At 33.2% G+C, this 25,991-nt stretch carries 25 protein-coding genes and 1 pseudogene; 21 read left to right on the top strand and 5 right to left on the bottom strand.

Annotated elements, in window-relative coordinates; translation table 11 throughout:
* Positions 1-5: 5 nt before the first annotated feature.
* From nsaS to KI230_RS13240, 6 genes are all read left to right on the top strand, one after another.
* Positions 6-893, top strand: a complete 888-nt coding sequence (gene nsaS, locus KI230_RS13265) for a nisin susceptibility-associated two-component system sensor histidine kinase NsaS (protein ID WP_000143426.1) — start codon at positions 6-8, stop codon at positions 891-893.
* 108 nt (positions 894-1,001) lie between these two features.
* On the top strand, positions 1,002-1,757 hold the full coding sequence (locus tag KI230_RS13260) for an ABC transporter ATP-binding protein (RefSeq protein WP_000923760.1): 756 nt from the start codon (positions 1,002-1,004) through the stop codon (positions 1,755-1,757).
* Positions 1,754-3,754 (top strand): FtsX-like permease family protein, encoded by a 2,001-nt coding sequence (locus KI230_RS13255; protein ID WP_045178208.1) that lies wholly within the window; start codon positions 1,754-1,756, stop codon positions 3,752-3,754. Before KI230_RS13260 ends, KI230_RS13255 begins: the two co-directional genes overlap by 4 nt.
* Before the next feature lie 658 nt (positions 3,755-4,412).
* The gene (locus KI230_RS13250; RefSeq protein WP_072384844.1) at positions 4,413-4,526 is read left to right on the top strand and encodes a hypothetical protein; all 114 of its coding nucleotides are present in this window, start codon (positions 4,413-4,415) and stop codon (positions 4,524-4,526) included.
* Between the two features lie 381 nt (positions 4,527-4,907).
* Complete coding sequence (locus tag KI230_RS13245; RefSeq protein WP_001791974.1) at positions 4,908-5,168, top strand: hypothetical protein; 261 nt, start codon at positions 4,908-4,910, stop codon at positions 5,166-5,168.
* 9 nt (positions 5,169-5,177) lie between these two features.
* The gene (locus KI230_RS13240; protein ID WP_001065268.1) at positions 5,178-5,675 is read left to right on the top strand and encodes a glutathione peroxidase; all 498 of its coding nucleotides are present in this window, start codon (positions 5,178-5,180) and stop codon (positions 5,673-5,675) included.
* Between the two features lie 107 nt (positions 5,676-5,782).
* Here the strand turns inward: KI230_RS13240 and KI230_RS13235 are convergent, their stop codons facing one another.
* Complete coding sequence (locus tag KI230_RS13235) at positions 5,783-5,875, bottom strand: hypothetical protein (protein WP_010956583.1); 93 nt, start codon at positions 5,873-5,875, stop codon at positions 5,783-5,785.
* Positions 5,876-6,069: 194 nt separating this feature from the next.
* On the opposite strand from KI230_RS13235, the gene KI230_RS13230 reads away from it, so the two are divergent.
* From KI230_RS13230 to KI230_RS13200, 7 genes are all read left to right on the top strand, one after another.
* Positions 6,070-7,947: an assimilatory sulfite reductase (NADPH) flavoprotein subunit gene (locus KI230_RS13230; protein WP_000775141.1), complete on the top strand. Its 1,878-nt coding sequence runs from the start codon at positions 6,070-6,072 to the stop codon at positions 7,945-7,947.
* A 62-nt stretch (positions 7,948-8,009) separates the two neighbouring features.
* Positions 8,010-8,615: an NAD(P)-binding protein gene (locus tag KI230_RS13225; RefSeq protein WP_001057049.1), complete on the top strand. Its 606-nt coding sequence runs from the start codon at positions 8,010-8,012 to the stop codon at positions 8,613-8,615.
* A gap of 75 nt (positions 8,616-8,690) precedes the next feature.
* Positions 8,691-8,786: a hypothetical protein gene (locus KI230_RS13220; RefSeq protein WP_001789304.1), complete on the top strand. Its 96-nt coding sequence runs from the start codon at positions 8,691-8,693 to the stop codon at positions 8,784-8,786.
* Positions 8,787-9,107: 321 nt separating this feature from the next.
* Positions 9,108-10,478, top strand: a complete 1,371-nt coding sequence (locus tag KI230_RS13215; RefSeq protein ID WP_001083497.1) for a CitMHS family transporter — start codon at positions 9,108-9,110, stop codon at positions 10,476-10,478.
* Positions 10,479-10,723: 245 nt separating this feature from the next.
* The gene (gene nrdD / locus KI230_RS13210) at positions 10,724-12,574 is read left to right on the top strand and encodes an anaerobic ribonucleoside-triphosphate reductase (protein WP_045178204.1); all 1,851 of its coding nucleotides are present in this window, start codon (positions 10,724-10,726) and stop codon (positions 12,572-12,574) included.
* The gene (gene nrdG, locus KI230_RS13205; protein WP_000173328.1) at positions 12,571-13,107 is read left to right on the top strand and encodes an anaerobic ribonucleoside-triphosphate reductase activating protein; all 537 of its coding nucleotides are present in this window, start codon (positions 12,571-12,573) and stop codon (positions 13,105-13,107) included. The genes nrdD and nrdG overlap by 4 nt, the downstream gene beginning before the upstream one ends.
* A gap of 99 nt (positions 13,108-13,206) precedes the next feature.
* Entirely contained in the window at positions 13,207-13,317 is a 111-nt protein-coding gene (locus KI230_RS13200) for a hypothetical protein (RefSeq protein ID WP_001790600.1), read from the top strand.
* A gap of 15 nt (positions 13,318-13,332) precedes the next feature.
* Here KI230_RS13200 and KI230_RS13195 read toward each other — a convergent pair whose 3' ends face one another.
* Positions 13,333-13,494: a hypothetical protein gene (locus KI230_RS13195; RefSeq protein ID WP_001789302.1), complete on the bottom strand. Its 162-nt coding sequence runs from the start codon at positions 13,492-13,494 to the stop codon at positions 13,333-13,335.
* Between the two features lie 131 nt (positions 13,495-13,625).
* Between KI230_RS13195 and KI230_RS13190 the strand changes: the two genes are divergently transcribed.
* Both KI230_RS13190 and KI230_RS13185 read left to right on the top strand, forming a co-directional pair.
* Complete coding sequence (locus tag KI230_RS13190; RefSeq protein WP_000711870.1) at positions 13,626-15,248, top strand: BCCT family transporter; 1,623 nt, start codon at positions 13,626-13,628, stop codon at positions 15,246-15,248.
* Between the two features lie 263 nt (positions 15,249-15,511).
* Positions 15,512-16,199: pseudogene (locus KI230_RS13185) on the top strand (MBL fold metallo-hydrolase).
* Positions 16,200-16,386: 187 nt separating this feature from the next.
* On the opposite strand, the gene cudC reads toward KI230_RS13185, so the two are convergent.
* The gene (gene cudC, locus KI230_RS13180; RefSeq protein WP_000198598.1) at positions 16,387-16,950 is read right to left on the bottom strand and encodes a choline uptake/conversion transcriptional regulator CudC; all 564 of its coding nucleotides are present in this window, start codon (positions 16,948-16,950) and stop codon (positions 16,387-16,389) included.
* 88 nt (positions 16,951-17,038) lie between these two features.
* The gene (locus KI230_RS13175; RefSeq protein WP_001803568.1) at positions 17,039-17,134 is read right to left on the bottom strand and encodes a hypothetical protein; all 96 of its coding nucleotides are present in this window, start codon (positions 17,132-17,134) and stop codon (positions 17,039-17,041) included.
* A gap of 68 nt (positions 17,135-17,202) precedes the next feature.
* Here KI230_RS13175 and betB point away from each other — a divergent pair, with 68 nt between their 5' ends.
* From betB to mbcS, 5 genes are all read left to right on the top strand, one after another.
* A complete protein-coding gene (betB, locus tag KI230_RS13170; RefSeq protein WP_000421701.1) occupies positions 17,203-18,693 on the top strand; it encodes a betaine-aldehyde dehydrogenase in 1,491 nt (496 codons plus the stop codon).
* A gap of 260 nt (positions 18,694-18,953) precedes the next feature.
* Entirely contained in the window at positions 18,954-20,663 is a 1,710-nt protein-coding gene (gene betA / locus KI230_RS13165; protein WP_000066516.1) for a choline dehydrogenase, read from the top strand.
* Positions 20,664-20,940: 277 nt separating this feature from the next.
* Positions 20,941-21,153: a sterile alpha motif-like domain-containing protein gene (locus KI230_RS13160; protein ID WP_000011688.1), complete on the top strand. Its 213-nt coding sequence runs from the start codon at positions 20,941-20,943 to the stop codon at positions 21,151-21,153.
* A 279-nt stretch (positions 21,154-21,432) separates the two neighbouring features.
* Positions 21,433-21,876, top strand: coding sequence for an antibiotic biosynthesis monooxygenase family protein (locus KI230_RS13155; protein ID WP_001028786.1), 444 nt, complete (start codon positions 21,433-21,435; stop codon positions 21,874-21,876).
* A gap of 193 nt (positions 21,877-22,069) precedes the next feature.
* The gene (mbcS, locus tag KI230_RS13150) at positions 22,070-23,668 is read left to right on the top strand and encodes an acyl-CoA synthetase MbcS (protein WP_001172341.1); all 1,599 of its coding nucleotides are present in this window, start codon (positions 22,070-22,072) and stop codon (positions 23,666-23,668) included.
* 59 nt (positions 23,669-23,727) lie between these two features.
* Here the strand turns inward: mbcS and KI230_RS13145 are convergent, their stop codons facing one another.
* On the bottom strand, positions 23,728-24,057 hold the full coding sequence (locus tag KI230_RS13145; protein ID WP_001838111.1) for a hypothetical protein: 330 nt from the start codon (positions 24,055-24,057) through the stop codon (positions 23,728-23,730).
* Between the two features lie 295 nt (positions 24,058-24,352).
* Here KI230_RS13145 and lqo point away from each other — a divergent pair, with 295 nt between their 5' ends.
* The gene (lqo, locus tag KI230_RS13140) at positions 24,353-25,849 is read left to right on the top strand and encodes an L-lactate dehydrogenase (quinone) (protein ID WP_001130051.1); all 1,497 of its coding nucleotides are present in this window, start codon (positions 24,353-24,355) and stop codon (positions 25,847-25,849) included.
* The last annotated feature ends 142 nt before the right edge of the window (positions 25,850-25,991 follow it).

Genomic DNA, 25,991 nt, shown 5'->3' with positions numbered 1-25,991 from the left:
ATGCAATGACCTTTCTTAAAAGTATTACTCAGGAAATAGCAATAGTCATAGTTATTTTTGCTTTATTTGGCTTAATGTTTTACCTGTATCATTTGCCATTAGAAGCATATTTACTAGCACTTGGCGTTATTTTATTATTATTACTCATATTCATAGGTATTAAATATTTAAGTTTTGTAAAAACTATAAGCCAACAACAACAAATTGAAAACTTAGAAACTGCGTTGTATCAGCTTAAAAATGAACAAATTGAATATAAAAATGATGTAGAGAGCTACTTTTTAACATGGGTACATCAAATGAAAACACCCATTACTGCAGCACAACTGTTACTTGAAAGAGATGAGCCTAATGTTGTTAATCGTGTTCGTCAAGAGGTTATTCAAATTGATAACTATACAAGTTTAGCACTTAGTTATTTAAAGTTATTAAATGAAACTTCTGATATTTCTGTCACTAAAATTTCGATTAATAATATCATTCGCCCAATTATTATGAAATATTCAATACAGTTTATTGATCAAAAAACAAAAATCCATTATGAACCTTGTCATCACGAAGTATTAACTGACGTTAGATGGACCTCTTTAATGATAGAACAATTAATAAATAATGCACTTAAGTATGCGAGAGGTAAAGATATATGGATTGAATTTGATGAGCAATCCAATCAATTATACGTAAAAGATAATGGTATCGGTATTAGTGAAGCGGACTTGCCTAAAATATTTGATAAGGGCTATTCAGGTTATAATGGCCAGCGTCAAAGTAACTCAAGTGGGATTGGCTTATTTATCGTAAAACAAATTTCAACTCACACAAACCATCCTGTTTCAGTCGTATCTAAACAAAATGAGGGTACAACATTTACGATTCAATTTCCAGATGAATAAAAACTTTCAATATTGTAAGTATACTAGTAACATTTTTTTACTAATTTAAATGTTATTAGTATTTTTTTGTTTTAATATAGATACTAACAAAGAAATGAGGTGCATGCCATGTTGCTAGAAGTGAAACATGTAAAAAAGGTTTATGGTAAAGGTTTGAATGCTACGACAGCACTTAATCAAATGAATTTATCAGTTGGAGCTGGTGAATTTGTTGCAATTATGGGTGAGTCTGGGTCAGGGAAGTCTACACTACTAAATTTAATTGCTTCTTTTGATGGACTAACTGAAGGTGACATTATTGTGGATGGCGCACATTTAAATAATATGAAAAATAAAAGTAAAGCACTGTATCGTCAACAAATGGTAGGTTTTGTTTTTCAAGATTTTAATCTTTTACCAACAATGACGAATAAAGAAAATATAATGATGCCATTAATTTTAGCTGGTGCTAAACGAAAAGATATAGAACAAAGGGTACATCAGTTGGCAGTACAATTACATTTAGAGGGATTCTTAAACAAGTATCCTTCTGAAATCTCTGGGGGTCAGAAGCAACGCATTGCCATTGCACGTGCATTAGTTACTAAACCGACGATTTTACTAGCCGATGAACCTACAGGTGCACTTGATTCAAAAACATCAAAGGCATTGATGATGTTATTTCAAGAGATTCATCAATTGGAACAGACAATTTTAATGGTAACTCATTCAAATATCGATGCGTCTTATGCAGAGCGAGTCATTTTTATTAAAGATGGGCGTCTATATCATGAAATATATCGTGGTGAAGAAAGTCAATTAGCTTTTCAACAACGAATAACAGATAGCTTAGCACTTGTGAATGGAGGAAGTGTCAATATATGAAGTTAAGATTGTTATGGCACATAGTGCGACGTCAATTTATTACGCAGCGACTTGTAATCATTCCATTCATTTTAGCGGTAAGTGTACTATTCATGATTGAATATACGCTTGTGTCAATTGGGTTAAATAGCTACATAAAACAGAAGAATGACTTCCTAGTACCATTTATTATCATAGCTAATTTTTTTATGGCGCTTTTAACTTTTATTTTTATTTTCTATGCAAATCACTTTATGATGTCACAAAGACGAAAAGAGTTTAGCATTTTTATGACATTGGGCATGACCAAGAAAAGTATGCGTTTAATTGTAGTGATGGAAACTATCTTACAATTTGTGATAATTTCAGTCGTTAGTATTGCCGGCGGATACTTACTTGGTGCGATATTTTTCTTGTTTATACAGAAAATAATGGGCAGTGAAGTTGCGACGTTAAGGTATTATCCATTTGACTCTGTAGCGATGTTTATTACTTTGATTATCATTGCTGTATTAATGGGCATGCTACTTATATTCAACTTGTTCAGTATTAATTTTCAACGGCCGATAACTTATCAACATCGTTCCGATTCTAGTGTCATATCACGATGGTTGCGTTACGTTTTAATTGTTATAGGAAGCGCAGCACTATATTTAGGTTACTTTATTGCATTACAACAAGATACGACGTTTGGTGCCTTTTTTAAAATATGGATTGTCATAGGATTAGTTATTATCGGTACTTATGCATTTTTTGTAGGTATAAGTGAAATAATTATTAGTATATTGCAGCAGGTATCAAAAGTTTACTATCATCCACGGTATTTTTTTGTGGTATTTGGGATGCGTGTACGTCTTAAAATGAATGCAGTCAGTCTTGCAACAATCACTTTGCTGTGTACATTTTTGATTGTAACGCTCACAATGACATTAACAACCTATCGTGATATGAATCATACCATTACGAAATTGATTACGAATGATTATGATTTGTCATTTAGCGACAATTCTAAGTCACAAATAGAACGTCAACAAACGATTGAGAATATTAAACGTGATATACAGGGTTCGGTTAATGCAAAAGACTTCAAAGTATATGAAACGACATTATTTAGAGCTTCTTTAGAAAAGAATCGTGCTTATTACAAGTTAAAACAGGCTAGTGATGATATTCCAATAGACTTCATTGGTAATGAAGGCTCGATATTTTCTAAGCAATCAGTAATGATCACAGCACTTACTGTGCAAGATTATAATCGATATCACCAAAACAAATTATACTTAGACAATCAAAGTATAGGTATGATTACGAATGTACCTATTTTTAAAAAGCAGTCTAAGGTCGGTCTTAATAATGAAGTCTTTAAAGTGAAACAACTTGACGCACATGCGTTAAATTTGATGATGATTCAAGATAGTATGGTTTTAATTGTTAAAGATAACAATCAATTACAAAAAGTAAAAGGATTTTATGCACATGAACAAAAGAAGTCGACAATATCGATAAACTTTAATGTATTTGGAAAGACGAAATTAACAACATCACAAATACAAAAGCTATCGAAAAAATACGATGCGTCAATAAATTCTAAATCAGAAATGCTAATGGTTTGGGATCGTCTGACAGGTGGACTAATATTTGTAGGTGGCGTAGTATCAATTGTACTTGTCATTGGAATATTTTTAATGATGTACTATAAACAAGTTTCAGAAGCCTATGCAAATCAGCACAATTATGACATTATGAAAAAACTTGGTTTAGATAATGGAAGAATAGCAAAGATAACACGAAATCAAATGACTTTCTTGTTCGCAATACCAATAACAGTAGCACTGATTCATACATTAATTTCTAGTAACATTGTATATACGTTACTAAATATGATAGGTATTAATAACCATCATATATTTTTAACAAGTTACGTACTAGCTGTCATTATAATTTCGTTTCTATATATGGCGATGTACAAAATAACTTCCTATATTTATGCTAAAGTTATTCATCAACAACGTAATTAACCATGTTTCAGTGAAATCACAATCAATCATGTATTTTCACTGAAATATATTATATTAAAAAGAAACCTAAAAACATTACAAATAACAATACCAAATTTGAACCGATAAGATAAAATGTCTTGTCGGTTTTTAATATAACAAGTGATATTTTGGGAATAACAAAAATATATAGATTGTTTATATAAAATGATTTAAAATGTTTTATAACAACATATTTTATGCAACACATAAAATGGGTAACTAACATCACGAAATCATTGTATTTGTTGTTACACTGATGAAGCGATGTCACAAAGAAATGTCGTTATCAAACGAAGCCCGAAATACATACTGATACTCGAAGTAATGTAACGATAAATAACAATGATAACGATTGATTACTACGCAAAAATATATGTAAATTGACGATTTAAATGCAATTCGTATATTTTGCCAATGATTTACACATTAAAATGTTTGAAAATTGTCACAATTCAGTCTAATTTAAAAGGAAGTTACTTACAAAATTCAAAAATCATGCATCGTGTCATTTAGATATTGAAAAAGATGAGTCAAATTTGTTTCATATAATTTCCAATAACAAATTATTATATCTAAATATACAATCAGAAATATATGAATAGAAATATCAATAAGAAAAATAATATGATTAAAAATGATGAATGGCATACTTATAAAGTGTCTAAATATTGGCGGTCAATATTACTTACAAACACGAATGTTAAGTAATGTAGACAATGCTGAAAAAACAATAAGTGGAAACTCTATATAGAATGTTCGTTTTTATTTTTAATAATTGAATAATCATTATTGATGATTTAATATGTATTCGGTCGCACACGATACAAAGTGACTTGTTTTAATGATATGCAATAATATGACGTTTATCGTCGCGTGTAACAATGTATGAGTGTGTCAGTTTAATTTTAAAAGGGTTATAAGGATATTTAATAAGATAAAGGAGGGCTTAATAAACAATCACATGTGAAGTTTTTAAGGATTATATGAGTTGGGCAGCTCTTTAATCCATAGTTATAACGAATTTTAAATTGTTAGATCTAACGTATGGTATCAGTATGTATGAGTTTAACTTAAGTATTAATCTATAGTTTAAAGAGCGGTCTAATTGTCTTTTTAAAAATAGAAAATAAGGATGATTATAATGAGGGGTTATAACGAAAGATATTGTAGCTGGACTAATACAGCTATACAATGTGATTATTTTAATAAAGTAAGACAGGTGAAAAAAGACGGTAAATCGGATAGGTTGAGCAACAACATAAACTCGAACATTATTTATCGTGTGCTCGAAAAATGTATCACGCTATATAATGTATGTTCGCGGTGTAAACGCGCACTTATTTTATCAGAACATTCTAAAAAGAATATATTCAATATAAAAAAGGCTGTGTAGGGGTGTCTTATGAATAATAGAAATGTGTATGATATCGAAGTAAGTGATTATAAAGGCTTAACTTATAAATTAGAAGCATTTAGAGGTAAAGTGATTTTAGTTGTTAATACTGCAACAGAATGTATATATAGCGAACAATTGAAAAAACTAGAGACTTTGTTTCAAAAATATAAGGATCGTGGGTTTGTAGTGTTGAGTTTTCCGAATAATAATTTTGACAATCGACAACCAGGTTCTAATGAAGAAATCTTGAAAATTAGTCGTGAGAAATTTGGTGTAACATTTCCAGTGTTAGCTAAAATATCTGTGAACGGGAACGATGAACATCCGTTATTTACGCATTTAAAGAATGAACAACCAGGAATCTTTGGGTCCCCAATAAAATGGAATTTCACAAAATTTATAATCGATCGACAAGGAAATGTTGTAAATCGATTCTTGCCAATGGAAGATCCATTGGATATATCGACAAATATAGAAATATTATTGCAAGAATCTTCATCTTAAATTTAAATTTGAGCGCTTAGTATGCAAATAACACAAGAGCCTCTTAATGATGTACTAATAGTATGTCATTAGGAGGCATTTTATATTTAGAAAATCAGTAATTTGACCTATTTTACTGAAAGGCTGATTTGGTACATAATAAATAGTAAATAAATAAAAAATAACAACGATGCATTACTGTATGCATTAATAACTGACACGATATAATCAAAGTTTTGTCTGAATTACTGATAATGTCATTCAAGCAACATGAAGGTTGTAAATATTTGTAAGTATAACTATCAGACACAACTCAAGTTTGTTTTAATTTATACCATACATATTAAAAAATTGACTAAACTATCGATAAAAAATGAGTCAATCATCTATTTCAAGTTTATTGAGGTGAAAATATTTGAAATTAAATACATCTAATAGTCCATTTACAGAAAAACAAGTCACAGAGATTAACAATCTGCTGCAAACATTAACAGAGAGCCAACAACAGTGGCTTAGTGGTTTTTTACTAGCTAATAGTAAAGATACAAGTGATAGTAATCAACAACAATTAGAGACAGAAGTGTGGCAACAATCACAAATATCAGAAGAACAAACAACTTCAACAACGTATATGTTACAAAATAAAGAGCCACATATCGAAGCTAATCAGCGGCATGTTACAGTGCTATATGGTTCTGAATCAGGTAATGCCATGCGTTTAGCTGAAATTTTTTCAGAACGTTTAAGTGATATCGGACATCAAGTTGTTTTGATGTCAATGGATGAATATGATACGACAAACATCGCACAGTTAGAAGATTTATTTATTATTACGTCTACTCATGGTGAAGGAGAACCGCCTGATAATGCATGGGATTTCTTTGAATTTTTAGAAGACGATAACGCACCTAATTTAAATCATGTGAGATATTCAGTACTAGCTTTAGGTGATCAAACATATGAATTTTTCTGTCAAGCCGGTAAAGATGTAGATGCTTTACTAGAAAATCTAGGCGCTGAGCGTATATGTAAGCGTGTAGATTGTGATATTGATTATGAAGAAGACGCAGAAAAGTGGATGGCAGACATCATTAATATGATTGATACTACATCAGAAGGTATTCAAAGTGAATCGGTGATAAGTGAATCAATTAAGTCTGCCAAAGAAAAGAAATATTCTAAATCAAATCCATACCAAGCAGAAGTTTTAGCGAATATCAATTTAAATGGTACCGATTCAAATAAAGAAACACGACATATAGAATTTTTACTTGATGATTTTAGTGAATCATATGAACCAGGAGATTGTATAGTAGCATTACCGCAAAACGACCCTGAATTGGTTGAAAAACTAATATCCATGTTAGGTTGGGATCCGCAATCTCCGGTGCCAATTAATGATCATGGTGATACAGTTCCTATTGTTGAAGCACTAACATCACATTTTGAATTTACTAAATTAACATTGCCATTATTGAAAAATGCAGATATCTATTTTGACAATGAAGAATTATCTGAACGTATTCAAGATGAGTCATGGGCGCGTGAATATGTTATAAATCGGGACTTTATAGATTTAATAACAGATTTTCCAACTATAGAATTACAACCTGAGAATATGTATCAAATCCTTAGAAAATTACCACCAAGAGAGTATTCGATTTCTAGTAGTTTTATGGCAACGCCAGATGAAGTGCATATTACCGTTGGTACGGTTCGTTATCAAGCACATGGACGTGAGAGAAAAGGTGTATGCTCGGTTCATTTTGCTGAGCGAATTAAACCAGGCGATATAGTACCAATTTATTTGAAGAAAAATCCGAACTTCAAATTTCCGATGAAGCAAGATATACCGGTTATTATGATTGGACCAGGTACTGGAATTGCTCCTTTTAGAGCATATTTACAAGAACGTGAAGAACTTGGTATGACTGGGAAAACATGGTTGTTCTTTGGCGATCAACACCGTAGTTCTGACTTTTTATATGAAGAAGAAATAGAAGAATGGCTTGAAAATGGAAACTTAACACGCGTAGATTTAGCATTTTCAAGAGACCAAGAACACAAAGAATATGTACAGCATCGTATAATGGAAGAAAGTGAACGTTTCAATGAATGGATTGAGCAAGGCGCAGCAATCTATATTTGTGGTGATGAAAAATGTATGGCGAAAGATGTCCATCAAGCCATTAAAGATGTATTGGTAAAAGAACGTCATATTTCTCAAGAAGAAGCGGAGACGATATTGCGTCAAATGAAACAGCAACAACGCTATCAACGTGATGTTTATTAGCGATTGGTGTTAAATGTTTTAAGATGAAATGACGTAAAAAGATATAAAGGATGTTGCTCAACATGAATATGCCATTAATGATAGATTTAACAAATAAAAATGTCGTCATAGTTGGTGGAGGCGTCATTGCAAGTCGTCGGGCACAAACATTAAGTCAATACGTTGAACATATGACGGTCATCAGTCCGACAATCACCGAAAAACTTCAAAATATGGTAGATAACGGTGTCGTCATATGGAAAGAAAAAGAATTTGAACCAAGCGATATTGTAGACGCGTATATAGTTATTGCAGCAACCAATGAGCCACGTGTCAATGAAGCGGTAAAACAAGCCTTACCTGAGCATGCCCTTTTTAATAATGTTGGAGATGCATCAAATGGCAATGTTGTATTTCCAAGTGCACTACACCGCGACAAGCTAACTATCAGTGTCTCAACTGATGGTGCGAGTCCTAAGTTGACAAAATCAATTATGGCAGAGCTTGAGGCGTTATATCCACCATCATACAGTTCGTATATCGACTTTTTATATACTTGCCGACAGAAAATAAAAGTACTTGATATAACATATAACGAAAAGCAACAGTTACTGTCACAAATTGTGTCACAAGAATATTTAAATCATGACAAACAAGCTCAATTTTTAGCGTGGTTGGATGTAAGATAATAATAGCGGACCGTCTAACCGTCTAAGGTAAGTCTTCTTATTTTAACTTTAACGCTTAATCATTGAAATTAAGACATGGGCGGCTTTGTGAATAGTCTAATAATGAAGGATTTAAGCGATAATGATATGCGTTTTAAATATGAATATTACAATAGAGAAAAAGATACGTAGAACAAACTTAATAAAATAGATGGATAAATTGAAATCTGGTTGAAGTCGTTACTATCATAGCGACCTTTAGCCAGATTTTTTGTGCAATAGAAAGCAATAATAAAAATGATAAATCAAAATGAAATACAGGACAGGATATACAAGGATTAGTCATGCCATGTTATCAAGTAGGAAAATCAAACTTCACTATTGATAGTTACGCAAAAAAGATTTTTTTGATAAAATGAGATAACTTAAATATAAAAAATTATATTAATTATAATATTTAAGTTAAAGAGGGGGATTATGTAAATTGTATTAAAAGTGGAGGGAGAAAATAATATGAATAGTGATAATATGTGGTTAACAGTAATGGGGCTCATTATTATTATTTCAATTGTAGGTTTACTCATTGCCAAAAAGATAAATCCAGTTGTAGGTATGACAATCATACCTTGCTTAGGGGCAATGATTTTAGGATATAGTGTGACAGATTTGGTTGGATTTTTTGCTAAAGGGTTAGATCAAGTCATCAACGTTGTTATTATGTTTATCTTTGCCATTATTTTCTTTGGTATCATGAACGATAGTGGTTTATTCAAGCCGCTTGTCAAACGCTTAATATTAATGACACGAGGCAATGTCGTCATTGTCTGTGCAATGACAGCTTTAATTGGCACAATAGCCCAATTAGATGGGGCCGGTGCGGTAACATTTTTGCTTTCTATTCCTGCATTATTACCTTTATATAAAGCGTTAAATATGAATAAATATTTATTGATTTTACTATTAGCATTAAGTGCGGCGATTATGAACATGGTACCTTGGGGAGGTCCAATGGCACGTGTAGCTGCAGTGTTAAAAGCCAAAAGTGTCAATGAATTATGGTATGGATTAATTCCTATTCAAATAATAGGATTCATTCTTGTTATGTTGTTTGCGGTATATCTTGGATTTAAAGAACAAAAACGTATCAAAAAAGCAATAGAGAGAAATGAATTACCGCAAACACAAGATATAGATGTACATAAATTAGTTGAAGTATATGAACGAGATCAAGATGTAAGGTTTCCTGTAAAAGGACGTGCACGAACAAAACCATGGATAAAATGGGTGAATACAGCTTTAACTTTAGCTGTTATTCTAGCGATGTTAATAAATATTGCGCCACCTGAATTTGCATTCATGATAGGTGTCTCATTGGCGCTTGTTATTAATTTTAAATCAGTGGATGAACAAATGGAGCGATTAAGAGCGCATGCGCCGAATGCATTAATGATGGCTGCAGTGATTATTGCAGCAGGTATGTTTTTAGGTGTACTAAATGAAACCGGTATGCTTAAAGCGATTGCGACGAATTTAATCAAAGTGATTCCTGCAGAAGTAGGACCATACTTGCATATTATTGTAGGTTTACTTGGCGTACCATTAGATTTACTAACTAGCACAGACGCTTATTATTTTGCTGTGTTACCGATTGTCGAACAAACAGCAGGGCAATTTGGTGTACCGTCTGTATCAACAGCTTATTCAATGGTTATAGGGAATATTATAGGTACATTTGTCAGTCCGTTTTCACCAGCCTTATGGTTGGCAATTGGTTTAGCAGAGGCAAACATGGGCACGTATATTAAGTATGCATTCTTTTGGATTTGGGGATTCGCCATCGTTATGTTAGTAATTGCAATGTTGATGGGCATTGTGACGATTTAAGTATGAAAAATAGAAACTATAGTCCCGGTGCAAAATGAAATAATAGTTGCATAAACATGTCGAAATGACGGACGAATCTTTAAACAATTTTAAAAATTAATGAAATAATTGTGTAGAAATATGAATTTCACTAAATGTTAATAACTTTGTGACGTTTTAGTTAACAGACTAATAAAAATTTGAAAATACTATATATAGTGGTATAACGTAATGAGTAGACACAATATATAGGAAGAAGGGGTAAAATGAATCAAATCGAAGAAGCATTAACGGGTTTGATTTCTAAAGATCCTGCTATTGTTAACGAAAATGCTAACAAAGATAGTGATACATTTTCAACAATGAGAGATTTAACAGCAGGTATCGTTTCTAAATCTTACGCATTAAATCATTTATTACCAAAGCACGTTGCAGATGCACATCAAAGAGGGGACATACATTTTCACGACTTAGATTATCATCCATTCCAACCGTTAACAAACTGTTGTTTAATAGATGCTAAAAATATGCTACATAATGGATTTGAAATAGGCAACGCGAATGTAACTTCACCAAAATCAATACAAACTGCATCAGCGCAGCTTGTACAAATTATAGCCAATGTTTCTAGCAGTCAATATGGTGGCTGTACGGTTGACCGCGTTGACGAATTACTTAGTACATATGCACGACATAATGAAGAAGAACATAGGAATATCGCAAAGCAATTTGTCAAAGAATCTGAAATTGATCGTTATGTTGATCAACAAGTCACTAAAGACATCAATGATGCGATTGAAAGTTTAGAATATGAAATTAATACCTTATATACATCTAATGGACAGACACCTTTTGTAACATTAGGATTCGGCTTAGGTACAGATCATTTAAGTCGCAAAATTCAACAAGCTATCTTAAATACTCGTATCAAAGGCTTAGGAAAAGACCGCACGACAGCGATTTTCCCGAAACTTGTATTTTCAATTAAAAAAGGAACCAACTTTAGTCCGCAAGATCCGAACTATGACATTAAACAACTAGCATTAAAGTGTTCAACGAAACGTATGTATCCAGATATTTTAAATTATGACAAACTCGTAGAAATATTAGGTGATTTCAAAGCGCCAATGGGTTGTCGTTCATTTTTACCAAGTTGGAAAGATGCGGAAGGTCATTTTGAAAATAATGGTCGTTGTAATCTTGGTGTTGTTACACTTAATTTACCTAGAATGGCATTAGAATCTGCCGGTAATATGACGAAATTCTGGGAAATCTTTTATGAACGTATCGATGTGTTACATGATGCATTACTTTATCGTATAAATCGTTTGAAAGATGCTGTACCGAATAACGCACCAATTTTATATAAAAGTGGCGCTTTTAACTATAAATTAAAAGAAACAGATGATGTTGCTGAGTTATTTAAAAATAAACGTGCAACGATTTCAATGGGCTATATAGGGTTGTATGAAACAGCTACTGTTTTCTATGGTCCAGACTGGGAAACATCTCAAGAAGCAAAAGCATTTACGCTTGAAATTCTTAAAGAAATGAAACGTTATCAAACGAAATGGACAGAACTATATGACATTTGGTTCAGTATTTACAGTACGCCGAGTGAATCGCTAACGGATCGTTTTTGTCGTTTAGACCAAGAGAGATTTGGAGATATTAAAGACATTACAGATAAAGGATATTACCAAAACTCTTTCCATTATGATGTACGTAAAGATGTTACACCTTTTGAAAAGTTAGATTTTGAAAAAGATTATCCTTATTATGCGAGTGGTGGTTTCATTCACTATTGTGAGTATCCGAAATTGCAACACAATTTGAAAGCACTAGAAGCGGTATGGGACTACTCTTATGACAAAGTTGGTTACTTAGGTACAAATATTCCGATTGATCATTGTTATGAATGTGATTACGATGGAGATTTTGAAGCAACTGAAAAAGGATTTAAATGCCCGAACTGTGGCAATGATAATCCTAAAACAGTTGATGTCGTTAAACGAACATGTGGTTACTTAGGCAATCCAGTTCAACGTCCAGTAATTAAAGGCCGTCATAAAGAAATTTGCGCACGAGTAAAACATATGAAAGCGCCTAAAGAATGACACTTTTAGACATTAAACAAGGACAAGGTTATATTGCTAAAATAGAATCAAATAGCTTTGTTGACGGTGAAGGAGTAAGATGCAGTGTTTATGTATCAGGATGTCCATTTAATTGTGTTGGATGTTATAACAAAGCCTCACAAAAGTTCAGATATGGCGAGAAATACACTGATGAAATATTAGCAGAAATATTAGATGATTGCGATCATGATTATATATCTGGGCTAAGTCTATTAGGTGGCGAACCATTTTGTAATTTGGATATTACATTAAATCTTGTCAAAGCATTTCGAGCACGTTTTGGAAATAAAAAGACAATTTGGGTATGGACTGGATTTTTATATGAATATTTAGCAAATGATTGTGCAGAACGTCGAGAGTTATTATCATACATTGACGTTTTAGTAGATGGTCTATTTATACAACACTTATTCAAACCTGATTTACCATATAAAGGTTCTTTAAATCAACGCATTATAGATGTACAACAATCACTCTCGCATGCGCGTATGATTGAATATATAGTTAGTTGAATATGTATTAGAAGTCAAGGTAACATTCGTTGCCTTGGCTTCTTTTTAGGTTAGGTACATAATTGAAAGTTAATAAAAGCAATTCTTTAGAAAAATATATTGATAGAATATGACCTAACAATCATTTTGATACCAATACTAAAAGTTGCATATCCGTTTTTTAAAAAAGTTGAAAGAGAAAAGTGGTATTTTAGTGGGAAGGAAGTCTAACTTTTTGGTAGCGTTTTACAATAAATAAATATTCGTTAATAACGTATAAATATTCTTAAATGCCGTCCTAGTAAAATTTGTTAAATTCGTTAAATCATAACTTAACACTATTGTTTTAGCGCTATTAAGGTTTTGTTTATTACGGGAAAAATTATATAAATATTCAATAATTGCCAAGTTTCAAATTGTATGAAATTTGCATTATTATTAAATGTTAGTTATTGTCAATTTTGTGAATCAATATAATTATTACATTTTGAGATAAATCGAAACAGGATTCATAAAATTAATAATTAGGGGGAGCACAATTGAAAAAAGAGAAAGTTATGGACTGGACGACCTTTATAGGGACAGTAGCTGTACTTCTTTTTGCAGTTATACCTATGATGGCTTTTCCAAAAGCAAGTGAAGATATCATCACTGGTATTAATAGTGCCATTTCTGATTCAATTGGTTCGATATATTTATTTATGGGGCTGGCGATTTTTTGCTTTGTAATGTATATCGCATTTGGTAAATATGGTAATGTCACACTTGGTAAAGCAAGTGATAAACCAGAATTTAATACATTTACATGGGCGGCAATGCTGTTTTGTGCAGGCATAGGCTCTGATATTTTATACTGGGGCGTTATTGAATGGGCTTTTTACTATCAAGTTCCACCAAATGGCGCGAAAAGTATGAGTGATGAAGCACTCCAATATGCGACGCAATATGGTATGTTCCACTGGGGGCCAATTGCTTGGGCTATTTACGTTTTACCAGCATTACCAATTGGTTATTTAGTATTTGTTAAAAAACAACCGGTGTATAAAATTAGTCAAGCTTGTCGTCCGATTTTAAAAGGTCAAACAGATAAATTTGTAGGTAAAGTTGTAGATATCTTATTTATCTTTGGATTGCTAGGTGGTGCGGCAACATCACTAGCGTTAGGTGTGCCATTAATTTCTGCAGGCATAGAAAGATTAACTGGTTTAGATGGTAAAAATATGATTTTACGTTCGGCCATTTTATTAACAATCACGGTTATCTTTGCCATTAGTTCATATACAGGATTGAAAAAAGGTATTCAAAAGTTAAGTGATATCAACGTTTGGCTATCATTTGTACTTTTAGCCTTTATATTTATTATTGGACCGACTGTTTTTATTATGGAAACGACAGTGACAGGGTTCGGAAATATGTTGAGAGATTTCTTCCATATGGCAACATGGTTAGAACCATTCGGTGGTATTAAAGGTCGAAAAGAAACGAATTTCCCACAAGACTGGACAATATTCTACTGGTCATGGTGGTTAGTATATGCGCCATTTATCGGTTTATTTATCGCTAGAATTTCAAAAGGTCGACGCCTTAAAGAAGTCGTGCTAGGAACAATTATTTATGGAACGCTTGGATGCGTATTATTCTTTGGTATTTTTGGTAACTATGCTGTGTATTTACAAATTTCTGGACAGTTTAATGTAACACAATATTTAAATACACATGGTACAGAGGCAACCATTATTGAAGTGGTGCATCATTTACCATTCCCATCATTGATGATTGTACTATTCTTAGTATCTGCTTTCTTATTCTTAGCAACAACATTTGATTCGGGTTCATATATTTTAGCGGCAGCATCTCAGAAAAAAGTGGTAGGCGAACCATTACGTGCCAATCGTTTATTCTGGGCATTTGCATTGTGCTTATTGCCATTTTCATTGATGCTAGTTGGTGGCGAACGTGCATTAGAAGTATTGAAAACTGCTTCAATACTGGCAAGTGTGCCATTAATTGTTATTTTTATTTTCATGATGATATCATTTTTAATCATTTTAGGGCGCGATAGAATTAAACTTGAAACGCGTGCTGAAAAATTAAAAGAAGTTGAACGTCGTTCATTGCGAATCGTTCAAGTATCAGAAGAAGAACAAGACGATAATTTATAATTCAAAGCGGGTCTGGGACGACGAAATGAATTTTGTGAAAATATCATTTCTGTTCCATTCCCCTTTTTTTAGTAGCATTGTAGGATGAACTTTTAGGTTTTCATTAATGTTGTACTAAAAGATTTAATTTTTTAGTGCTCCAAGTACTTATTTATTGTATGAAGCATATTCTAAATCGAAGTTTGAAAGACTCTCATTGATTATTAAATTAAATAAAGGGTACTGCGTATGTACAATTCAAATTAATCGAAGGATGAAATAAAATGACTAATCAATTTAAAAATAAACAGTCCAAATTACATGACAGTTTAGAATCCATCACAAAAAACTTATATGCGACACCTACTTCGGAACTGCCTTTTGATAATCGATTTCTATTTAAATCTTTTATTTTAAAACGTGAAACAGGTAATATTGTTATCTATCATTCCGGACACTTAGGTGACTCCCAACAAAACATTGCATCATTAGGTGGTGTTTCAAAAGTATTGATGAATCATGATCATGAATCTATAGGAGGTTCTAATCAAGTTGAAGCCCCTTACTTTATACATGAAAATGATGTGGCTGCACTGAAACATAAGATTTCTGTTCAAAAAACAATTTAGTAATCGTGTAATGTTGGATAAGGATTTAGAAGTTATTCCCGCGCCTGGACATACACCAGGGACGACACTATTTTTATGGGATGATGGTCATCACCGTTACTTATTTACTGGAGATTTTATATGTTTTGAAGGGAAGAGATGGCGTACAGTTATATTAGGTTCAAGTGATAGAGAAAAATCTATTCAAAGTTTAGAGATGGTTAAAGAATTAGATTTTGATGTACTTGTACCTTGGGTTACTATCAAAGATGAACCGTTAGTTTATTTTGTAGAAAATGAATATGAAAAACGTGAACAAATACAAAATATTATTGATAGAGTACGTGAGGGCGAGAATAGCTAATTGAAATAAATTGGCGAAGCAATGTAACGAATCTAAGAAAGCCCTAGAAAATACCTCCATAATTGATTGTCAAATAAAACAAAAACGGTAATTTCTATTTATTGAGATAGAAATTACCGTTTATTTCGTGGACCTATTGCATTGTTTTTATCATGCATAATCATCATTGTCGTTGTTTGAGTCAATTTTAATTTTCAGAATCAGAAGGCTGTTCTGGAATTGGGAAATATTTGAAAATTTCACCGCTTTCAATCGCTTCGGTTAACTGTTCTAACCATTCGTAATAAACATGTGTATGATCAAGCTGAGCTTTAATTTTTTGTGCCTCTTGTGTTTCAGCTTCAGTTAAATCACTGCTTTCAAGTAATGGATTGATAATAGCTTGAGCATCTTTTACTGCTTCGACATTGATGTCAATTTCACGCTGAAATTTTTTAGTGAAAAAGTTTCGGAAAAAGATGAAAAAGTCTTTCTCGGCGATAAAATGTTGTTTGCGGCTTCCTCTCGTAAATTGTTGTTTAACAATATCAAATTCCTGCAATTTCTTAACGCCAGCACTCATACTTGGTTTGCTCATTTGCAATTGATGACGCATTTCATCAAGCGTCATACTGCCTTCAAACACCATTGTGCCATATAAGTTTCCTACACTTCTATTAGTGCCATACAAATCCATTGTCTGTCCAATTGAATTAATTACAATATCTTTTGCTTGTTCTAATTGTTGCTGTTTGTTCTGAGAACGAGTCATCATTGCACCTCCGTACATCATTTTGGTCATTCTAAAATAAATACTAATACATTATAAAACCTTTTCTAAAAAAAGACATTAAAAATATTTAAAGCATTAAAGTTAAATGTTTCGTTAAATAAAAATCTAACAAACTTACAAAACTTAATTCTTGAGTTGTTTTGTAAATTGACACATTTTTCATTTCTATGCTAACATAAGTTTGTAAAATTCGTTAAATAAAAATTTAACAAACTTAACGGAGGTTGTTGAATGGAACTTTTAAAACATTTATCTCAGCGTCAATATATTGATGGTGAGTGGGTTGAAAGCGCGAATAAAAATACAAGAGATATTATCAATCCTTACAATCAAGAAGTGATATTTACGGTTTCTGAAGGGACAAAAGAGGATGCAGAACGTGCAATCTTAGCTGCAAGACGTGCGTTTGAGTCTGGTGAATGGTCGCAAGAAACTGCTGAAACAAGAGGTAAAAAAGTACGTGCCATCGCGGACAAGATTAAAGAACATCGCGAAGCGTTAGCACGATTAGAAACATTAGATACTGGAAAAACGTTAGAAGAATCATATGCAGATATGGATGATATTCATAATGTGTTTATGTATTTTGCTGGATTAGCAGATAAAGACGGTGGCGAAATGATTGATTCACCAATTCCAGATACAGAAAGCAAAATTGTTAAAGAACCAGTAGGTGTAGTTACACAAATTACACCTTGGAATTATCCGTTATTACAAGCATCATGGAAAATTGCGCCAGCGCTTGCTACGGGTTGTTCACTAGTTATGAAACCAAGTGAAATTACACCATTAACAACAATACGTGTTTTTGAATTAATGGAAGAAGTTGGTTTCCCTAAAGGAACAATTAATCTTATTCTAGGTGCAGGTTCTGAAGTTGGTGACGTAATGTCAGGTCATAAAGAGGTTGACCTTGTATCATTTACAGGTGGCATTGAGACTGGTAAGCATATTATGAAAAATGCTGCTAATAATGTTACGAATATTGCCTTGGAACTTGGCGGTAAAAATCCAAACATTATCTTTGATGATGCTGATTTTGAATTGGCAGTAGACCAAGCGTTAAATGGTGGATATTTCCATGCAGGTCAAGTTTGTTCAGCAGGATCAAGAATATTAGTACAAAACAGTATTAAAGACAAATTTGAGCAAGCACTTATTGATCGCGTGAAAAAAATCAAATTAGGTAATGGTTTTGATGCTGATACTGAAATGGGACCAGTGATTTCAACAGAACATCGTAATAAGATCGAATCTTATATGGATGTAGCTAAAGCAGAAGGCGCAACAATTGCTGTTGGTGGTAAACGTCCAGATAGAGACGATTTAAAAGATGGTCTATTCTTCGAGCCAACAGTCATTACAAATTGTGATACGTCAATGCGTATTGTACAAGAAGAGGTTTTCGGACCTGTCGTTACTGTAGAAGGCTTTGAAACTGAACAAGAAGCGATTCAATTAGCGAATGATTCTATATATGGTTTAGCAGGTGCTGTATTTTCTAAAGATATTGGAAAAGCACAACGCGTTGCTAACAAGTTGAAACTTGGAACGGTGTGGATTAATGATTTTCATCCATATTTTGCACAAGCGCCATGGGGTGGATACAAACAATCAGGTATCGGTAGAGAATTAGGCAAAGAAGGCTTAGAAGAGTACCTTGTTTCAAAACACATTTTAACAAATACAAATCCACAATTAGTGAATTGGTTTAGCAAATAAAAATTAGATAAGGTGAGTGCCATTGTAAGAACACAAGACACTCACTTTGTTTTGTATAAGTGGCGAAATGTTAATTGATAATTTGAACTAAACGCAAAATGAATCATAGATTGTTTCATGACTGTTAGTAACAATCATAAAAGGAAAATCGAGTGTTTTGGTTAGCTAAGTTTAGCAATTCAACGATAACCAATCAGCGACTAACAAATATTTCATGCAATACTCACTTTGAAATACAACAAACTTTGGAGGTCATAACGATGAGTAACAAAAATAAATCATATGATTATGTCATCATTGGAGGAGGCAGTGCAGGTTCTGTACTAGGTAATCGTCTGAGTGAAGATAAAGATAAAGAAGTCTTAGTATTAGAAGCGGGTCGCAGTGATTATTTTTGGGATTTATTTATCCAAATGCCTGCTGCGTTAATGTTCCCTTCAGGCAATAAATTTTACGATTGGATTTATTCAACAGATGAAGAACCACATATGGGCGGTCGTAAAGTAGCACATGCCCGAGGTAAAGTTTTAGGTGGATCAAGTTCGATTAATGGCATGATTTATCAACGTGGTAATCCAATGGACTATGAAGGCTGGGCAGAACCAGAAGGTATGGAAACTTGGGATTTTGCGCACTGTTTACCGTATTTTAAAAAATTAGAAAAAACATACGGTGCAGCGCCTTATGATAAATTTAGAGGCCATGATGGACCAATTAAGTTAAAACGAGGGCCAGCAACGAATCCTTTATTCCAGTCATTCTTTGATGCAGGTGTTGAAGCAGGCTATCATAAAACACCTGATGTGAATGGATTTAGACAAGAAGGTTTTGGACCGTTCGATAGTCAAGTACATCGTGGTCGCCGAATGTCAGCTTCAAGAGCATATTTACATCCAGCTATGAAGCGTAAAAACTTAACCGTTGAAACACGTGCCTTTGTAACTGAAATTCATTTTGAAGGTAGAAGAGCAACTGGTGTTACGTATAAGAAAAATGGCAAATTACATACCATCGATGCTAATGAAGTCATTTTGTCTGGTGGGGCATTCAATACGCCACAATTACTGCAATTATCTGGTATCGGTGATTCAGAGTTCCTAAAATCAAAAGGCATTGAGCCACGTGTTCATTTACCTGGTGTGGGTGAAAACTTTGAAGATCACTTAGAGGTATACATACAACATAAATGTAAGGAACCTGTATCATTACAGCCAAGCTTAGATATCAAGCGCATGCCATTTATTGGTTTACAATGGATTTTCACACGTACAGGTGCAGCAGCATCTAACCATTTTGAAGGTGGCGGATTTGTACGTTCAAATAACGAAGTTGATTATCCTAACTTAATGTTCCATTTCTTACCAATAGCTGTAAGATATGATGGTCAAAAGGCAGCGGTCGCACATGGTTATCAAGTTCACGTAGGACCAATGTATTCAAACTCTCGTGGTAGCTTGAAAATCAAATCTAAAGATCCATTCGAAAAACCAAGTATCCGCTTTAATTATTTATCAACAGAAGAAGATAAAAAAGAATGGGTAGAAGCAATTCGTGTAGCAAGAAATATCTTATCTCAAAAAGCAATGGATCCATTCAATGGTGGAGAAATTTCACCAGGACCAGAAGTGCAAACAGACGAAGAAATTCTTGATTGGGTTCGTAGAGATGGTGAAACAGCATTACACCCATCTTGTAGTGCTAAAATGGGTCCTGCTTCAGATCCAATGGCAGTAGTTGACCCGTTAACAATGAAAGTCCACGGTATGGAAAATTTACGTGTAGTTGATGCATCCGCTATGCCACGTACGACAAATGGCAATATACACGCACCTGTTTTAATGTTAGCTGAAAAAGCAGCAGACATTATACGTGGCAGAAAGCCTTTAGAGCCACAATATATTGATTATTATAAGCATGGTGTTCATGATGAAAATGAAGGTGCAATCGAAGTAAAACCATACGCTAAATAAATTTATATAGTAGACTCTTAGTCTGGCATCTATTGTATTGGTGCCAGGCTTTTTTGCGTTTTATCTAAATGAGAAGTTAATGTGTTGTTCAAAAACGGTGTGTGAGTATATGAACTGAAAATAGAGTTAATTGTACATTGTGATGATTAATTGACCTAATTGGCAGACATTAAAAGAGTGCACAACCTTAAAAAGTTCACTAAATAGACATTTAATTGTGTTTTCTTGAAAGCTTTCGTGGTAGGATTTATATAAGTAAATTGAGAGAAGGAATACTATGAGCTTTTACGAATATATACAAACATTTAAAGATGATAAAACACCATTAGGCGAATTAGCGATTTGGATTAAAGAAGATGATTCATTCCCAAAACAAGAGAAGCTAACAGAAAACATTTTGTCTTATTTTCATCAAATGTCCAATATAGATCATGAGTTTTTAGAAATTGTAAAAAGATCACTTTCTCTGTATGATCAATTAAAATCGTAAAATCAGAAATAAAGTTAGCTAAAATAAAAGGCCGGTGATTTCACAGATGAAGTTGTCGGCTATTTTCATGACTAATGTTAAATAATGATCATGAAATTGAAGACACAAAAATAGTGGGCGACTCCTGTCCCCATTTGCATGAAATATTAATACTTTTTACAAAGTCTTATCTTTTAAAAAGAAGCCAAACTATGATTGTAATTAATAAATACGGGAATGAATTAGTAATAGATATAAAGTAATATGACCAAAAATATAAATGAAATGAAGGCATTTATTATGAACATTTATGATGAATATAGAAGTTATGTAATAGAAGAACTGGATGATTGTCTCACAATACAAAAAAATAATGACACTGCATATTACGATGTGCTAGAAGCGATAAATGATTTATCAAATGATTCATTATGTGTGTTAAATCATTTATATATTAACGAAGGACAAGAAGAAACATTCGAGCAAAAATTTTTGCGACGTAATAAGCATTTAAAAAACGTTGATGGATTTAAAGCATTAAGGTTTTTAAGACCTAGAACAGCTGGTAGACACTATATCATTATTACGCTGTGGGAAAATAGGCAAGCATTTTATCATTGGCAAAATTCAGCTGAGTACAAGCATACACACAAGCATCGTGGCACTTCGAAAGGTGCAGATGTAAAAATAATTAATCGTGAATTATCATACAATATTCGTATTGAATTAGCTGATATGGTCTAGCCCGAGATATCAACCCTCAATCATTTGAAAGTCCTTGAATGCTACGTCATGTCAAAGTGTAGTGTCGAGGACTTTGGTATTTAACCCTATTTAATTGAAAATTCTGTAAAGATAGGCGTATGATATATATAATTCATTTATAAAATTACAATGTTCATCACAGGAAAAGTGGATGTATGAAAGGAAGTTAGTTATGCAAAAGTCAGCTCTATTCGCGCCTGAAAAATATAACATTATTTCGGAAATCGAAAAATATAGCCACATACCAGATAAAAAGGCAATTTTATATCATAATACTGAAGGCGAAGATATATCAGTCACTTACCAACAGCTCATTGAACAGTCTAATAAAGTAGGTAATGTTTTAGCATCGCACGGTTTATCTAAAGGCGATAAAGTACTCATTATGATGCCACGATCTATTGCGACGTATGAATTATATATTGCTGCTTTAAAATTAGGTGTTGCAATCATTCCATGTTCTGAAATGCTAAGAACTAAAGATTTACAATACCGTATCACACATGGTGAAATTAATGCAGTTATTGCACTAGAGCCATTCACAGTTGAATTTGAAAAAATTAAAGAATATGATGCGTTAACTAAATTTGTTATTGCCGGTCAAAAAGATGGATGGATTTCACTTGAAGCTGAAAAAGAAAACGCAAGTAACAAACTAGAAATGGCAGATACGACGCGTGATGATATGGCGATTCTGTCATATACATCTGGTACAACTGGCAATCCTAAAGCCGTTACACATTGTCATGGATGGGGATTTGCACATTTACAAATGGCACCAAAACATTGGTTATGTATTAATGAAGATGACTTAGTTTGGGCAACAGCAGCACCAGGTTGGCAAAAATGGGTATGGAGTCCTTTCTTATCTGTATTAGGTTCAGGTGCAACTGCTTTTGTATTTAATGGAAGGTTCAGTCCTGAAACATACTTAGAATTGCTTCAAAAATATCAAATTAATGTTTTATGTTGTACACCGACAGAATATCGTATGATGGCTAAATTACAGAACTTAAATGATTATGACTTAACGCATTTACATAGTGCCGTTTCTGCAGGTGAACCACTAAATCGAGAAGTAGTTGAACAATTCAAGAAATACTTTAATTTAACTGTAAGAGATGGATATGGCCAGACTGAAAGTACCTTGCTTATAGGCTTTTTAAAAGATACACCACAGAGGATTGGATCAATGGGTAAAGGCATTCCGGGTAGTTCGGTCACTGTAGTAGATGATGAGGGGAATAGCGTACCTGCTAATACGAAAGGGAATATTGCAGTACCACTTGATTTGCCAGCACTTTTCAAAGGGTATTATAAAGAGCCAGAACGTACGGCGAAAGCGCAAACAGGTAAATACTACATCACTGGTGACTTAGCTCATGTAGATGATGATGGTTATTTCTGGTTTGAAGGACGTCGAGATGACATTATTATTAGTTCAGGCTATACGATTGGGCCTTTTGAAGTTGAAGATGCGTTAACGAATCATCCAGCCGTTAAAGAATGTGCTGTAGTAGCAAAACCTCATGATATACGAGGAAATATTGTTAAAGCATTCGTTATTTTACAGGACCATACTGCGGGTGATGATACGTTAGTTAAAGAACTACAACAATTTGTTAAAAATGAAGTTGCACCATATAAATATCCGAGAGAGATTGAATTCGTTGACGACTTACCAAAAACAAACTCAGGTAAAATTCGTCGTGTTGAACTACGAGATTCTGAAATAGAAAAATGGCAACAACAAAAAGATAGCAATCAATAAACATAGCAAAGCAGTCCAATGCGTAAGGTATGATGATACGCACTGGACTGCTTGTTTATTTATGATGTTCTTTGTCGTCTAGTTATAAATATTAAAATTAGTTTAGAAACAAGCGCAACCAGTATTAAGAATGAGAAAATATAAGATGTTAAACCTCGAATATCCCATGTTAATAAAAACACATTACTATCACCGGCATTAAACTTAAACTCAGCATGTGTAAAAACGATAATCACAATGCCTATAAGTGAAAGATTCAAAATAGTTTTCAATATTAAAGGTAATTGTGATGTTTTTCTTGGATGCAGATATTGAATCTCCTTTTTATGATTGATTTTACACTTATATTGTATCAAAATAGAGTATAGGTTTAAAATGCTATAATCCAAATGTAGATTAAAACAATCGTTAGCTATTTGTTGTCAAATAATTATGATCGATTTGATATTTATCTTCTATGAATAAAAGATTTAATATATTGCAAAGTTAATGAATAATTATAATTTACATTTACCACTGCTTGCTTTAACATATACATGTAAGCACTAACTATAGTATTTTGTTACAGCGTATCAATTAAAACAGGAAGTTATCTATGGCGTTGATATTTTAAAGAAATATGTCAGTTTTATGTAACTTTCATATTGATGATACACATTTACAATTTTTGGAGAGGTGAAACCAATGGCTAAGTCTAATAGTAAAGACATCGTTTTAATTGGAGCCGGTGTACTTAGCACAACATTTGGTTCAATGTTAAAAGAAATTGAGCCAGACTGGAATATCCACGTTTACGAACGCTTGGATCGTCCTGCAATCGAAAGTTCAAACGAAAGAAATAATGCTGGTACGGGTCATGCAGCATTATGTGAGTTGAACTACACAGTTTTACAACCTGATGGTTCTATCGACATCGAAAAAGCGAAAGTGATTAACGAAGAGTTTGAGATTTCAAAACAATTCTGGGGTCACTTAGTGAAAAGCGGTAGCATCGAGAACCCAAGAGAATTTATCAATCCATTACCACACATCAGTTATGTTAGAGGTAAAAACAATGTTAAATTCTTAAAAGATCGTTACGAAGCGATGAAAGCTTTCCCTATGTTCGATAATATCGAATATACTGAGGACATCGAAGTAATGAAAAAATGGATTCCATTGATGATGAAAGGCCGTGAAGATAACCCTGGTATCATGGCGGCAAGTAAAATTGACGAAGGTACAGATGTAAACTTCGGTGAATTAACACGTAAAATGGCTAAAAGCATTGAAGCACATCCAAATGCTACAGTGCAATTTAACCATGAAGTTGTTGATTTTGAACAATTATCAAATGGGCAATGGGAAGTTACTGTTAAAAATCGCCTAACTGGTGAGAAATTCAAACAAGTAACTGACTACGTATTCATCGGTGCTGGCGGTGGAGCAATTCCATTATTACAAAAAACAGGTATCCCTGAAAGTAAACATTTAGGTGGATTCCCTATCAGTGGTCAATTCTTAGCTTGTACAAACCCGCAAGTTATTGAACAACACGATGCCAAAGTTTATGGTAAAGAGCCACCTGGTACACCACCAATGACTGTACCTCATTTAGATACGCGTTACATTGATGGTCAAAGAACATTATTATTTGGACCATTTGCTAATGTTGGACCTAAATTCTTGAAAAATGGTTCTAACTTAGATTTATTCAAGTCTGTTAAAACATACAACATTACAACTTTATTAGCAGCAGCAGTTAAAAACTTACCTTTAATTAAATACTCATTTGACCAAGTGATTATGACAAAAGAAGGTTGTATGAACCACTTACGTACTTTCTATCCAGAAGCACGTAATGAAGATTGGCAATTATACACTGCTGGTAAACGTGTACAAGTTATCAAAGATACACCTGAACACGGTAAAGGATTCATCCAATTCGGTACAGAAGTGGTTAACTCACAAGACCACACTGTAATCGCATTATTAGGTGAATCACCAGGGGCTTCAACTTCAGTTTCAGTTGCGTTAGAAGTATTAGAACGTAACTTCCCTGAATACAAAACTGAATGGGCACCTAAAATCAAGAAAATGATTCCATCATACGGTGAATCATTAATTGAAGACGAAAAATTAATGAGAAAAATCCGTAAACAAACTTCAAAAGACTTAGAATTAGGTTACTACGAAAACTAAATTCTAATAGCTATATTTAAAATCGGACAACTGAGAAATCTTAAAGATTTTTCAGCTGTCCGATTTTTTTACGTAATCTAATACATACGGCAAAATCAACTTTAATCAAAAAAGACTCATACACAATGCCATTAAAGCACAT

Source organism: Staphylococcus sp. MZ3, assembly GCF_018622755.1.
In the GTDB taxonomy this organism is placed as follows: domain Bacteria; phylum Bacillota; class Bacilli; order Staphylococcales; family Staphylococcaceae; genus Staphylococcus; species Staphylococcus aureus.
Note: the sequence above shows the minus strand (reverse complement) of the source record. Positions and strands in the feature narration are given on the sequence as shown.